We start from the raw sequence: 13,075 nt of genomic DNA, 5'->3' as shown, positions 1-13,075 counted from the left end.
ATTCCTTTCGGTGCTGCGGTCATTCGCTGCCACCCGAGCGCGTGGTCGCGTCGGGCGCAGATGCTGTGGACGCGCCCTGCAACAGGGCGGTGAGTTCGTGCAGTTCGCTGATCAGGCGGCGTCGGTGTGCGTCGTCGCGGATGCCGGCGAGCTCGGCGATTCGGGTGCGGATCGGAGCCACCTCGGCGCGGAGCGCGCGGCCCTGTGGCGTGATCTGCACGATGACGACGCGCTCGTCTTCGGCACTGCGCGTGCGGGAGACGTATCCGGCCTGCTCGAGTCGGCGCACAAGCGGGGAGAGGGTGCCGGAGTCGAGCTGCATCGCATCGCCCAGCGAGCCGATGCTCTGATCGCCCTCGTTCCAGAGGATCGCGAGAACGAGGTACTGCGGATAGGTCAGTCCCCACGGGGCGAGGAGCGCTCGATACGCCTGCGTCGTCGCGCGTGCGGCGGAGTACAGGGAGAAGCACACCATCTCGTCAGTCACGCTCATGGATTAAGTATTGCATGCAATTCAGTTGTGCACAATCTAATAGAGCCGAAGGCCGACCTCTTCCCCAGGTCGTTGAGCGAGCGAAGCGAGACGAAACGCGACCCGATCCGCTCGAACGCGAAACAAGTCAAAAAGTTTCCCTGATCGGCCTGTTTTCAGGGTCTCAATGTCGGTGGCCCTTGGCAGAATGGAGGTATGAACAGCACCGCGGCGCTCCTGGATCGGGTCGTTTCCGACCTCGGTCCGCTGGTGCGGGCGGATGCTGCTGCGGGGTCGTCGGATGCGGAGAAGATGGACATCCTCCGGGCTGCCGGTGAGGTGCAGCGGTTGCTGGATGCTCTCGTGGTTGAGACGGTCGCCTCGGTTGATGGTCGGCCGGAGGGACCGGGGGAGCCGTCGTTTCCGGGTCGGTTCGGGTGCCGGACTATGAACGAGCTACTCCAGCGGGCCCTCCGCGTGGACGCTTCCGGGGCGGGCCGGGTGGTGAAGGCCGCGAAGGCCGTGCACCGCCAGGCGGGAATCACGACCGGTGCACCGTTGCCGACGCTGTGGCCGCAGCTGCGGGAGGCGCTGCTGGACGGGGTGATCGGGGTTCCCGGGTTGCTCGCCGCGACCGGCCCGATCGATCAGGCCGGACGCCGTGTCGGTTGTGAGGACCGGTTGCGGGCGGATGCGCAGCTTGCGGCCTTCGCCCGCGGATGCGCGGTCACCGATCTCGCCACGGAGGCTGAAGTGGCCGGCGAGCTCGTCGAGGTGTCCGGGCCACCGGCGACGCCGGATGATCTGCGACTGTTCGCGCAGGTGATCGCCACGTACCTCGACCCCGACGGGGCAGAGCCGGCGAACGAGAAGGCCATGCGAGGACGGTTTCTGAGCTTCGGGCGGGAGAAGGACGGCGGCATCCCGATTCATGGGAGCCTGCTCCCCGATGCCGCCGGACGGTTCCAGCGCCTCCTCGACGCCTACAACAACCCGAAAGTCGACGGCCCACCTGCCCCCGACCTCGGCGGGGTGATGTTCCGGTCGACAGATGATGACCGCATTGCGGGAGATGACGCCGAAGGGGGCGACGCGGCGGCGGAGCAGCTCGACGTCGCCGGACTCGACGACGACGTCGAACCTCGCCCGGTGTCGCACGATGACCGCACGCCCGGGCAGAAGCGTCACGATGCGTTCGCCGCGGTCCTGATGATCGCCGCCCGCCACGACGACGTCCCCACCCTGGGTGGCGCCGCACCGACCCTGGTCGTTTCCGTGACGGCGGATGACTTCGCCACCGGGCGCGGGTGGGCGCACGTCGACGGCATCGACACCCCCGTGCCCGTGTCCGTCGCCGCGCACACCGCGTGTGTCGGGAGCGTGCAGCGGGTCCTGTTCGACGAGAACGGGCGCATCCGGGGGATCAGCACCACCGACCGCATCTTCACCGCCCACCAACGCCGCGCCATCGCCCTCCGCGACGCGGAGTGCCTCATCCCGGGATGCCACGTCCGGGCCACCTGGTGCGAGATCCACCATGTCCGCGACTATGCCCTCGGCGGGCCTACCGATACCGACAACGGCGTCGCCCTGTGCTGGTTTCACCACCGCACCCTCGACACGTCCGGGTGGGAGATCCGCATGAACGCCGGGCTCCCCGAGATCCGCGGACCCGCCTGGTGGGACCCCGAACGACACTGGCGCCGACCACAACACGCTCAGAGACGCGGAAGATCGCGAACAGCACCTCTTCGACGTTGAGGAGTCGTCCCGATGTCCCGTAACCGGGTCGGCGGGTCGCCTCAGAGAACCGCATCCGACTGCGCCGTCCATGCGCGACGCAGTGCCTGAGCGTCCTCACGAATCGACTGGAGCGATGGGAGTACCGGGCCGTCCGAGATGTCGACATTGCGTTTCGGGTCATTTTCGGAATGCTGAGGGAACACGTGGCAGTGCAAGTGGGGCATCCGGTGTCCCATCACGAGGTAGTCGATCTTGCGAGGAGCGAACACCGCTGTGATCGCCCGGCCCGCCCGTTGCACGTCTTGCCAGAACACACCGAGCTGGTCCGCGTTCAGGTCGCCGAGGTCTGTCACGTGATCGCGGAGGATCACCAGGCAGTATCCGCGATGCGCTTGATTCCGCGCGATGCGCACATGGGTGGCCGCAGTCGACGTGACCAGCAGGCTGTGTTCGTTCTCATCCAGATGAGCGTCCGCGCACATCCCGCACTCGACAGGATCAGCGAGCGCCGCCCACTGTTCTTCGGACCACCACATCGCGACAGCGTATCCCGACCGTGTCGAGATCCTTATCCAGCCCTTCCTCAGATTACTTTACCGTACGTACGGTAAAGTAATCTGCATGAGAACGAGTTCACGCACGGAGATCCTCGAGGCGGCGATGCGCGTCGTGGATGCGGTCGGCGGCGCCGACATCACCTATCAATCCGTAGCCAGCGAGGCGGGCCTGACCAAGGCCGGGCTGATGTATCACTTCCCGACGAAGGACGCGATGATGATCGCCGTCATCGAGCACGTGATCGCGAGATGGCAGGTGGAACTCGAGGACGTGCTCGCTGTGCCGCTGGCGGAGTCCACCTTGACCGAGCGGGTCCGCGCCTTCGTGCTCTTCGCCGGGGAGGGCGGGGTGACGGCGGGCGAGTTCGTGGTTTTCTCCGAGGCTGTCCGCCGTCCCGAATTCTCCCGGCCCTGGCTGGAGTATCTGCAGACGTGGTTCGGGTTCGCCGACGGTACCGACACCACGCCTCTGCTGCTGGTGTGGTTGGCGGCGAACGGGCTGTGGGTCGCCGAAGCCACCGGCGTCCTGACCATCGACCCAGTGCAACGCGCCGCTCTGCTCACGCAGCTCACCGCACTCACTGAAGGAGATTCGGAATGACGAAGTGGCTCATCCTCGGCGTGGCGATCCTCCTGGAGGTCACCGCAACCTTGTCGCTGCGCGGCGCGATCGACAACCCGTGGTGGGCGGTCCTGGCGGTCGGCGGCTACGCGGGTGCTTTCGTCGCGCTGTCCCTGCTGCTCCGCCTGGGCGTGCCGATCGGCATCGTGTACGGAATCTGGGCGGCCGCTGGTGTGGTGCTCACCGCGGTGATCGCCTCGGTGATCTTCGGCGAACCCTTCACCTTCCTGATCGGGCTGGGCATCGCGATCGTGATCGCCGGGGTCGTCCTCGTCGAGACCGGCCACCGCTCTCCGAAGCCCGCGCGAACGGAGGCCTCCTCATGACCTGGATCCTTCTCGTCGGAGCGATCCTCACCGAAGTCGCCGCGACGATGTCGCTTCGGGCCTCGGAAGGTCTGCGGAAGAAGCGGTGGATCGTGCCGGTCGCGGTGTTCTACATCGCGGCGTTCTCGCTGCTGACGATCGCACTCGCCCATGGGATGCCCGTCGGGATCGCCTATGGGATCTGGGCGGCATCCGGTGTCGCGCTCACAGCGGTCGGCGCCCGGGTGTTCTTCAAGGAACGTCTCACCTGGCGGATGATCGCAGGTATCGTCCTCATCGCCGTCGGCGTACTCGTCATCGAACTCGGCGCATCAACCCACTGACGCCGCGCATCACCCGCCCGGTACCAGTCTTGAAGCACGAAAGAGGGCCGTCCTGATGGACGGCCCTCTTTTCATGAATGTGCCCCCGGAGGGATTCGAACCCCCGACCTACGGTACCGGAAACCGGCGCTCTATCCCCTGAGCTACGGAGGCGTACCGATAGACATTATCACTGCTCGGAGGTCGTCTCCGACTCGCCGGCCTCGGTGACCGGTGCCTCCCGCAACTCGGTCAGTGCGGCAGCCACCTTCTCCGCCAGATAGCGGTGACCGCCGGTCGACGGGTGCTTGCGGCCGAAGTCCACGTCGATGACGTCGAGGTAGTTCTGAGCGTTGATCCAGTCCTGGGCGATGGGGGAGATGTACCACCATCCCCGCGCGTCGGCGAGGGCTCCGAGATCGGTGTCGATGCGCGCCGTCGCTGCGCCCACCGGGAGCTCATGGGGAGCAGGACCGAGCACCACGATCGTCGCCTCCGGGTACAGCGCCGCCAGAGCATCCCACGCCGCGGTCACGGCCTCGCGGTACCCCGCCGCACCCTGCGCCCGGTCGTTGATCGAGCCCTGGATGATCACCAGATCCGGATCCGCTGCCGGGTCGAGCGCCGCGATCCTCTCGCCGAAGGCGGGCCCGTCCAATCCCGGCTTGAGGTAACCGCTGCCGCGAACCCCGTCCACGATCGTCTCGCCCCCGAGCAACTCGGCGAGCACATAGGCGTAACCCAGCGTCGGCTCCGTCGCGGCCGCGCCGTAGGTCCAGGAGTCTCCGAAGACGAGGATGCGCGGATGCTCAGGCAGGATCAGCGGAGCCGGAGCGATCACGACGGCATCCGTTCCGTCACTCGCGGAAGCGGCTCCGACGGGCGCGGCAGGGGCGAGGGGAGCCCACGGCCGCCACACTCCGAGGACGACCGCCGCGACGGCGACCAGGAGCGCGATCGTGACTGCAGTGTTGCGCAGACGGTGCGCGGGAGCCGGGGCCTTCATGGCATGAGAGTAGATCACCGGACGCGAAGCGCAAATTCGAGCGTGCGACGCGCCGTAAACTGAGTCACCTATGAATCCTGAAAAGCTCGCCCACGCCCTCCTCACCGTCCTCGCGCCGATCGCCGGCGAGCGACGACCGGGCGAGCCGTTCGAGCTGTCCGCATCCGACATCGTGCTCGAGCGTCCGCGCAACCGTGACCACGGCGATTGGTCGTCGAACATCGCCATGCGCCTCGCGAAGCAGTTCGGGGTCAACCCGCGCGAACTCGCCGAGCAGATCGTCGCAGGCATCGCCGACGTCGACGGCGTCGCGAGTGCCGAGGTCGCCGGTCCGGGGTTCATCAACATCCGTCTCGATGCCGGTGCCGCAGGCACCCTCGCGAAGACGATCGTCGATGCGGGTGCCACCTACGGGCACAACGACACCCAGGCAGGGCGCAGCATCAACATCGAGTTCGTCAGCGCGAACCCCACCGGGCCGCTGCACATCGGACACACCCGCTGGGCAGCCCTCGGCGATGCGATCGCCCGTGTGCTCGCCGCGTCGGGGGCGAAGGTCGCCCGTGAGTACTACATCAACGATGCCGGCGTGCAGATGGAACGGTTCGCGGCATCCATCGTCGCGGCCTCCAACGGCCTGCCGGCCCCCGAGGGCGGCTACGTGGGCGGCTACATCGACGACCTCGCCGCACGCATCCTCGAAGAGCGTCCCGAGTTCCTCGAGCTGCCCGCGTTCGAGCAGCTGATCCTCGCCCGCGAGCTCGGCTACGAATACCAGCTCGCCGAGCAGAAGGAGTCGCTGGCGAAGTTCAACGTGCACTTCGACGTCTGGTTCTCCGAACGTCTCCTGCACCTGCAGAACGCGAACGGCGGCAGCCTCGTCGACCAGGCCGTCGACCGCCTCCGTGCACAGGGCCACGTCTTCGACCAGGATGACGCCGTCTGGGTGCGCACCACCGACTTCGGGGACGACAAGGACCGCGTCATCCGCCGCTCGAACGGCGAGTACACCTACTTCGCCGCCGACGCCGCGTACTACCTGAACAAGGGCGACCGCGGCTTCGAGCACAAGATCTACCTTCTCGGCGCCGACCACCACGGTTACGTGCACCGGCTGAAGGCCCTCGCCGGTGCCGCCGGCGACGATCCCGAGAAGGACGTCGAGGTGCTCATCGGGCAGCTGGTCTCGGTCGGCGGGGCACGCCTCAGCAAGCGCGCAGGCAACATCATCGAGATGGATGACCTTCGCGAGTGGCTCGGGACGGATGCTCTGCGCTACTCGCTGGAGCGTTCGCCGGCCGACTCGCCCCTCGCCCTCGACCCGGAACTGCTGCAGAAGCGCACCAACGACAACCCGGTGTTCTACGTGCAGTACGCGCATGCCCGCACCCACAACGTCGGCCGCAACGCGGCCGACTCGGGTGTCGACCGCTCCGAGTTCGCTCCCGAGCTCCTCACTCACGAGACCGAGAGCGCACTCCTCGGTGCGCTGCAGGAGTTTCCCCGCATCGTCGCGTTCGCCGCCGAGTTGCGCGAACCGCACCGGGTCGCGCGCTACCTCGAGGAGCTCGCCGGGCTCTATCACCGCTGGTACGACAACTGCCGGGTCATCCCGCAGGGCGATGACCCGATCGAGAGCGTGCACCGCACGCGGCTCTGGCTGAACGACGCCGCAGGCCAGGTGCTGCGCAACGGACTCGACCTGCTCGGCGTCTCGGCGCCGGAGCGGATGTAGTCGCGATGGCGTCGATCGCGGCGGAGCCGAAGCGCCGCCGCTGGCCCTGGGTGCTGTTCGTCCTCGTCGTGCTGCTCGCGGTATTGGTCGTGGCCGCCGAGTTCATCACGCGCAGCGTGCTTCCCGGCATCGTCCGAGGCATCGTGATCGAGCAGCTCGATCTCCCCGCCGATCAGCAGCTCGATGTCGAGGCCGACGGCATCCTGCTGCCTCAGCTCCTCGCCGGCCGACTCGACGAACTCCACCTCTCCAGCGACCGCGTGACGCTGGAGGGCGTCACCGGCGCCGCCGACGTCACCGCCACGGGCGTTCCGCTGCGCGGTGGTGATCTCGCATCGGCGAGCGGCACCGTGCGCATCGATCAGACGCAGCTCTCGGCGCTTCTCGCGAACTCGGAGCTGCCGATCGAATCGCTGGCCCTCGAAGCGCCGAACGCCATCGCCTCCGGTTCGATCAGTCTCTTCGGCACGTCGATCGACGTCTCGCTGACCCTGACACCCGGTGCAGAGAACGGCGCGATCACCCTGACGCCGGTGTCGGCGACACTGGGCGGGGTGGTCCTCGACGCGCACCAGCTGAACGAGCGCTTCGGGTCGCTCGCCGCCCAGTTCACCGCGCCCCAGCAGCTGTGCATCGCCGATCGGCTCCCGGCCGGGCTCACCATCACCGGGTTGAGGATCGACGGCACCGAGGCCGTGATCGACCTCGATGTCGACGGTGCGATCGCCACAGACCAGACGCTTCTGGACCCGGGCGTCTGCCCCTAGACCCGATACCTAGGCGTGATCGCCGCTTCCGGAATCGGTCGCGGCCTGCTTGCCCGTGCGTTCGGCCCGCTCGGCGTCGCGGGCGGCTCGCAACTTCTCGGTGGCCGTCGCGACGGCGCGCTCGGCCTGCTGCACCCCGCGCTGGGCGAGAGTCTGCGCTCCGTACCGCGCGTGGACGCGGTCGCGTTCCTCCTCCATGCCGGTGATCACGTGCGCACACGCGATGAGCGTCACCTGGGCGGAGAGGTTGAACCAGATCAGCAGCGCCAGCAGGGAGGCGAACGAAGCCAGCAGCGGGTTGGATGCCGCCCCGCCGACGAAGAGTCCGGACAGCTCCTGCAGCACGAGAATTCCCACCCCGCCGAGCAGGGCCCCTCGCCAGAGGGATCGCGCCGAAGGGCGGACTCCGGAGAGCACCAGGAAGACACCGGCGATGATGCCGACGTCGAGCAGCAGGATCACGGCCAGCGAGACGAGGCGGACGCCCCATCGCGCCGCATCCGAACCCTCGTCGATCCCGAGGAATCCGGCCACCCAGTTCACGCCGAGCCGACCGGAGAACGTCAGGAAGGCGGCCGCGACGAATGCCGCAGCGATCCCGACCGCCAGTGTGATGTTGCGCAGGATGACCCAGACCCAGAGCACATCGTCGTCGAGAGTGCCGGCGAGCGCCCGGATGGCCGTCCGCAGCGAACCGATCGCGCCGAGCGCGGCACCGATGAGTGCGATCAGCGAGACGATGCCGGTGAGGGAGAACCCGATCGACGCGTCACGCAGTTCGTCGGGGTCGATCACCCCGTCCGCGCCGAAGAGTCCCGGTACGGCGGCGTTCACGGCCGAGATGATCGCGTTCCAGGCCACGTCGTTGCCGGCGAGCCAGATCGACGCGATGGAGAAGCCGAGCAGGACCGCGGCGAACACGCTGAAGAGAGTGCGATAGGTGATGCTGTCTGCGAGCATCGGCCCTTGCCGCTCGACATAGAGCAGCACCGTGCGCACCAGCTTTCGCGCCAGCGCCCAGCGCATCACCGCCGCGATCGCGCGTGCGAACGCGTTCTTCTCATCAGGTCCGGCTGCAGCATTCATCTGCTCCAGATTACGAGCCGAAGGGCCGACGGAACAGCACGACATCGTGGCGGGGCCGATCCGAAGGTTGCCATAGAATCGGGGGCAACCTCGAAGCGCGCACCTCCCGCGACGCGCTCCGTCCCACGATTGGTGCTCCGTGCTTTCCCCTGCCAACCCGCTTGCTCCGGACTGGCTCGTCGTGCCCGACGATGCGAACGATCTCACCGCCGAAGTCTGGCCGGCATCTGCAACCCGCGACGCCGACGGCACGCTCATCCTCGCCGGCATCCGCGCGACCGACCTCGTGCAGACGTACGGCACTCCGCTGCTCGTCCTCGATGAGGATGAGGTGCGTCTGCGTGCGCGCACACTGCGTGCCGCCTTCGACACGGCGGCGGCGGAGAACGGCACGACGGTGCGCGTGTACTACGCGGGCAAGGCGTTCCTGAGCACCGCGGTGGCTCGCTGGGTCGTCGAGGAAGGGCTCGCGGTCGACGTCTGCACGCGCGGCGAACTCGAGGTCGCGCTCGCCGCGGGGGTGGCTCCTTCATCCATCGGCTTCCACGGCAACAACAAGTCCGTGTCCGAGCTGCGGCGCGCCGTCGAGGTCGGCGTCGGCACGATCATCGTGGACAGCGCCATCGAGATCGAGCGTCTCGCTGCCATCACCGCCCCCGCCGACGGCGTCCAGCGTGTCATGGTCCGCGTGATCAGCGGTGTGCATGCCGAGACCCACGACTTCCTCGCGACCGCGCACGAGGACCAGAAGTTCGGTTTCCCGCTGGCGGATGCCGAGGCGGCCGTCGCCCGCATCCGTGAGATCCCCGGACTGGAATTCGTCGGCCTGCACTGCCACATCGGATCGCAGATCTTCGGGGTCGCCGGTTTCCGGGAGTCCGCCTCACGCCTGCTGGAACTCCACGCCGCGCTCCTCGCCGACGGTCCGGTGCCGCAGCTGAACCTCGGCGGCGGCTTCGGCATCGCGTACACGAGCGCCGACGACCCCACCCCGATCGCCGAACTCGCCGCCGGCATCGTCGCCGCGGTCGCCGAGGGCTGCGCCGCGCGCGGCATCCCCGTTCCCGCCCTGTCGTTCGAGCCGGGACGCGCGATCGTCGGCACGGCCGGCGTCACCCTCTACGAGGTCGGCACCACGAAGGACGTGACGGTCGAGTCGGGCGCCTCCCGTCTGTACGTGAGCGTCGACGGCGGGATGAGCGACAACGCCCGGCCGGCCCTCTACGGCGCGCAGTTCTCGGCCCGCCTGGCATCGCGAGCCGGTGTGGACGCAGCGCGGCTCAGCCGCGTCGTCGGCAAGCACTGCGAATCCGGCGACATCGTCGTCGACCACGAATACCTCCCCGGTGATGTCACGCCGGGCGATCTGCTCGCCGTTCCCGCGACCGGCGCATACTGCGCGTCGCTGGCGAGCAACTACAACCACGTTCCGCGTCCGCCCGTCATCGCCGTCCGCGGCGGGAAGGCCACCGTGATCGTCCGAGGCGAGAGCATCGACGACCTCCTGGCACGAGACACCGGCGTCCACGCGGAAGAACCCTCCGAAGGAGCACAATGACCGAGTACCGACGACTTCGGGTGGCGCTGCTGGGCGCCGGAGCCGTGGGCTCCCAGGTCGCAGCTCTGCTGCTGCGACACGGTGACGAGCTCGCCGATCGCGCTGGAGCCTCCCTGGAACTGGCCGGCATCGCCGTGCGCAACCCGGATGCCCCGCGGGACGTCGACCTGCCGCAGGAACTGTTCACGACCGACGCGGAGTCGCTCATCCTCAGCGCGGACATCGTCATCGAGCTGATCGGCGGCATCGAGCCTGCGCGTACGAACATCCTGCAGGCGATCGGCTCCGGAGCCGACGTGGTGACGGCGAACAAGGCGCTGCTCGCCACCCACGGGCCCGAGCTCTTCGAAGCGGCCGACCGGGTGGGTGCCTCGGTGTACTACGAGGCCGCCGCCGCCGGGGCGATCCCGATCATCCGCCCGCTGCGCGACTCGCTCGCCGGTGACCGCGTGGTGCGGATCATGGGCATCGTCAACGGCACCACCAACTACATCCTCGACCGGATGGAGACCGAGGGCGCCGACTTCGCCGACGTGCTCGCCGACGCTCAGCGACTGGGCTACGCCGAGTCCGATCCCACCGCCGACGTCGAGGGTTACGACGCCGCCCAGAAGGCCGCGATCCTCGCCAGCCTCGCCTTCCACACCGCCGTACCGCTCGACGCCGTGCATCGGGAGGGCATCTCCTCGATCTCCGCCGCGATGATCGAGGAGGCGCGTGCTGCCGGCTTCGTGATCAAGCTCCTCGCCGTCTGCGAGCGGCTCGAGTCCGACGGCGCCGAGTCGATCTCGGTGCGCGTCTACCCTGCGCTGGTTCCGCGGTCGCATCCGCTCGCCTCGGTGCACGGCGCCAACAACGCCGTCTTCGTCGAGGCCGAGGCCGCGGGATCGCTGATGTTCTACGGCGCAGGGGCCGGTGGCGTGCAGACCGCGTCCGCCGTGCTCGGCGACGTCGTCTCGGCCGCCCGCCGCCACATCGCCGGCGGAGTCGGGGTGGGGGAGTCCACCAGGGCGAACCTTCCGATCGTGCCCATCGGGCACGTCACCACCCGCTACCAGATCACGCTCGAAGTGGCCGATGCGCCGGGTGTGCTCGCCACCGTCGCCGGCATCCTCAGCGACGGCGGCGTCTCGGTCGCCACGGTCGTGCAGACCGTCGAGGGTGAGGACGAGCCGACCGCCCGTCTCACGATCGGCACGCACCGAGCCACGGATCAGGCCCTCAGCGACACCGTCACGGCGCTCTCCGAGAGCTCCGTCGTCGCGCGCGTGGTCTCCGTGCTGCGCGTGGAAGGCGAGTGAGCGTGGTCGGGGGGCGCACCGTCGAGGTGCGGGTTCCGGCGACGAGCGCCAACCTGGGCCCGGGCTTCGACACTCTGGGCCTCGCCCTCAGCGTCTACGACTCGCTTCTGGTGACCCAGCTGGCCCCGGGCGCGCTCGAGATCGAGGTATCCGGCTCCGGCGCCGACGAGATCCCTCGTGACGCATCCAACCTCATCGTCCGCACGGTCGCGCACGTCTACGCCGACGCCGAGCGTCCGATGCCCGGCCTGCGCATCGTCGCGGAGAACGGCGTCCCGCACGGCCGCGGCCTCGGCTCGTCCGGTGCCGCGGTCGCCGCAGGCGTGCTCGCGGCGAAGGGCCTGCTCGCCGGGGACGTCGAGATCAGCGACGATGACCTGCTGCGTCTCGCCACCGAGGTCGAGGGGCACCCCGACAACGTCGCGCCGGCGCTGTTCGGGGGGCTCACGATCGCCTGGATGGGCGAGCGGGGCGCGCAGCACAAGAAGCTGCTCGTGCACCGCGGTGTCTCTCCGCTCGTCCTCGTGCCGGCGTACACGATGTCGACGTCGCTCGCCCGTTCGCTTCAGCCCCCGCAGGTGTCCCGCGAGGACGCCGTCTTCAACGTCTCCCGCTCCGCCCTGCTGATCGCTGCGCTCACCCAGAGCCCGGAGCTGCTGTTCGACGCGACAGCCGATCGGCTGCATCAGGACTATCGGGCCGAGGCGATGCCCGAGACGCAGCGGCTCGTGCAGGCGCTGCGGCGGGCCGGCTTCGCGGCCGTGGTCTCGGGTGCGGGTCCCAGTGTGCTCGTCCTCGCCGACGGCTCAGGCAGTCGGCAGGATGCCGTCGAACTGGCCGGTTCCGTCACGGACACCCCGTGGGAGGCCCTCCTGCTCGCGGTCGACGTGCGTGGTGGTACAGTGGGGAATCGAGCGGAGGGCTCCACGTAACTACGTGAATCTGGCCCCAATGCAATCTGCATGACCCGCACGTGAAACCCCACGGCCTCACGGCCACGGCTGGCGGACGCTGAGCGTCTGCCCGTGCGATCGCGCGCAGCACCCGTTGTGCGCGTACAACGCTCATTTCCCATGACATATGAGGGAGTACTCGTGGAGAACTTCTCCGGTACCCAGAACGACCAGGCGACTTCGGTCGCCGAAGCTCCGGCAACAGCCGCGAGCGGCGACGCGGCTCCAGCCGCACCGGCCCGCAAGCGCGCACCGCGTCGTGCGTCGACCGCCACCGCGAAGGCTGCGGCCGAGAAGGCGGCAACCGCGACTGAGGCCACCGCGCCTGCAGACAGCGCACCGACGCCCGAGCAGGCCCCCGCCGAGTCCGCGGAGGCCGCCCCGAAGGCGAAGGCGCCGCGTCGCAGCCGCGCCAAGAAGGCGGATGCCGAGACGGCGGATGCTCCCGCCGCAGCAGCCGAGGCGCCTGCCACGTCGGACGACGCCCCCGCCGAGACCGCTGCGAAGCCCGCCACCGACGCCGCGAAGCCCGCCGCCGACGCGGCCCCCAAGACCACCGGCCGCGGACGCCGCGCCGCGAAGCCGGCTCAGGATGCCGCTGCCGAGGCGCCTGCCGCCGAGCAGCCGGCGCCCGCACCGGCCGAGAA

At 68.8% G+C, this 13,075-nt stretch carries 13 protein-coding genes, 1 tRNA gene and 1 pseudogene; 10 read left to right on the top strand and 5 right to left on the bottom strand.

Going from position 1 to position 13,075, the window contains the following annotated elements; translation table 11 throughout:
• Positions 1-19: 19 nt before the first annotated feature.
• Positions 20-493, bottom strand: a complete 474-nt coding sequence (locus CUR96_RS09430; protein WP_180968988.1) for a MarR family winged helix-turn-helix transcriptional regulator — start codon at positions 491-493, stop codon at positions 20-22.
• 195 nt (positions 494-688) lie between these two features.
• Here CUR96_RS09430 and CUR96_RS09425 point away from each other — a divergent pair, with 195 nt between their 5' ends.
• Positions 689-2,233, top strand: coding sequence for an HNH endonuclease signature motif containing protein (locus CUR96_RS09425; RefSeq protein ID WP_146008140.1), 1,545 nt, complete (start codon positions 689-691; stop codon positions 2,231-2,233).
• 41 nt (positions 2,234-2,274) lie between these two features.
• On the opposite strand, the gene CUR96_RS09420 is transcribed toward CUR96_RS09425, so the two are convergent.
• Positions 2,275-2,751 carry an HIT family protein gene (locus CUR96_RS09420; RefSeq protein WP_102193059.1) on the bottom strand — a complete coding sequence of 159 codons (477 nt, stop codon included), beginning with the start codon at positions 2,749-2,751 and terminating at the stop codon, positions 2,275-2,277.
• Positions 2,752-2,836: 85 nt separating this feature from the next.
• Between CUR96_RS09420 and CUR96_RS09415 the strand changes: the two genes are divergently transcribed.
• From CUR96_RS09415 to CUR96_RS09405, 3 genes are read left to right on the top strand one after another with little or no spacing between them, the layout of a single operon-like run.
• Positions 2,837-3,373: a TetR/AcrR family transcriptional regulator gene (locus CUR96_RS09415; protein ID WP_102193058.1), complete on the top strand. Its 537-nt coding sequence runs from the start codon at positions 2,837-2,839 to the stop codon at positions 3,371-3,373.
• Positions 3,370-3,720 (top strand): DMT family transporter, encoded by a 351-nt coding sequence (locus CUR96_RS09410; protein ID WP_102193057.1) that lies wholly within the window; start codon positions 3,370-3,372, stop codon positions 3,718-3,720. Before CUR96_RS09415 ends, CUR96_RS09410 begins: the two co-directional genes overlap by 4 nt.
• A complete protein-coding gene (locus tag CUR96_RS09405; RefSeq protein ID WP_102193056.1) occupies positions 3,717-4,043 on the top strand; it encodes a DMT family transporter in 327 nt (108 codons plus the stop codon). Before CUR96_RS09410 ends, CUR96_RS09405 begins: the two co-directional genes overlap by 4 nt.
• Positions 4,044-4,123: 80 nt before the next feature.
• On the opposite strand, the gene CUR96_RS09400 is transcribed toward CUR96_RS09405, so the two are convergent.
• Both CUR96_RS09400 and CUR96_RS09395 read right to left on the bottom strand, forming a co-directional pair.
• Positions 4,124-4,196 (bottom strand) — tRNA-Arg (locus CUR96_RS09400).
• Positions 4,197-4,212: 16 nt separating this feature from the next.
• The gene (locus CUR96_RS09395; RefSeq protein WP_245861164.1) at positions 4,213-5,028 is read right to left on the bottom strand and encodes an SGNH/GDSL hydrolase family protein; all 816 of its coding nucleotides are present in this window, start codon (positions 5,026-5,028) and stop codon (positions 4,213-4,215) included.
• Between the two features lie 70 nt (positions 5,029-5,098).
• Between CUR96_RS09395 and argS the strand changes: the two genes are divergently transcribed.
• Positions 5,099-6,763: an arginine--tRNA ligase gene (gene argS, locus CUR96_RS09390; RefSeq protein WP_102193055.1), complete on the top strand. Its 1,665-nt coding sequence runs from the start codon at positions 5,099-5,101 to the stop codon at positions 6,761-6,763.
• A 5-nt stretch (positions 6,764-6,768) separates the two neighbouring features.
• Entirely contained in the window at positions 6,769-7,530 is a 762-nt protein-coding gene (locus CUR96_RS09385; RefSeq protein WP_102193054.1) for an LmeA family phospholipid-binding protein, read from the top strand.
• A gap of 9 nt (positions 7,531-7,539) precedes the next feature.
• Here CUR96_RS09385 and CUR96_RS09380 read toward each other — a convergent pair whose 3' ends face one another.
• The gene (locus CUR96_RS09380) at positions 7,540-8,616 is read right to left on the bottom strand and encodes a YihY/virulence factor BrkB family protein (protein ID WP_102193053.1); all 1,077 of its coding nucleotides are present in this window, start codon (positions 8,614-8,616) and stop codon (positions 7,540-7,542) included.
• Between the two features lie 139 nt (positions 8,617-8,755).
• Here CUR96_RS09380 and lysA point away from each other — a divergent pair, with 139 nt between their 5' ends.
• The 4 genes and pseudogenes from lysA to CUR96_RS09360 all read left to right on the top strand — a co-directional run.
• Positions 8,756-10,174 (top strand): diaminopimelate decarboxylase, encoded by a 1,419-nt coding sequence (lysA, locus tag CUR96_RS09375; protein WP_102193052.1) that lies wholly within the window; start codon positions 8,756-8,758, stop codon positions 10,172-10,174.
• Positions 10,171-11,475 (top strand): homoserine dehydrogenase, encoded by a 1,305-nt coding sequence (locus tag CUR96_RS09370; protein ID WP_102193051.1) that lies wholly within the window; start codon positions 10,171-10,173, stop codon positions 11,473-11,475. The genes lysA and CUR96_RS09370 overlap by 4 nt, the downstream gene beginning before the upstream one ends.
• A complete protein-coding gene (gene thrB / locus CUR96_RS09365; protein WP_102193050.1) occupies positions 11,472-12,407 on the top strand; it encodes a homoserine kinase in 936 nt (311 codons plus the stop codon). The genes CUR96_RS09370 and thrB overlap by 4 nt, the downstream gene beginning before the upstream one ends.
• A gap of 141 nt (positions 12,408-12,548) precedes the next feature.
• Positions 12,549-13,075 (top strand): annotated as a pseudogene (locus CUR96_RS09360) (hypothetical protein); the annotation flags it as partial.

The organism is Microbacterium aurantiacum (assembly GCF_002872075.1).
GTDB lineage: Bacteria > Actinomycetota > Actinomycetes > Actinomycetales > Microbacteriaceae > Microbacterium > Microbacterium aurantiacum_A.
The sequence above is the reverse complement of the archived record's forward strand: the minus strand, read 5'-3'. Positions and strand labels throughout refer to the sequence as shown.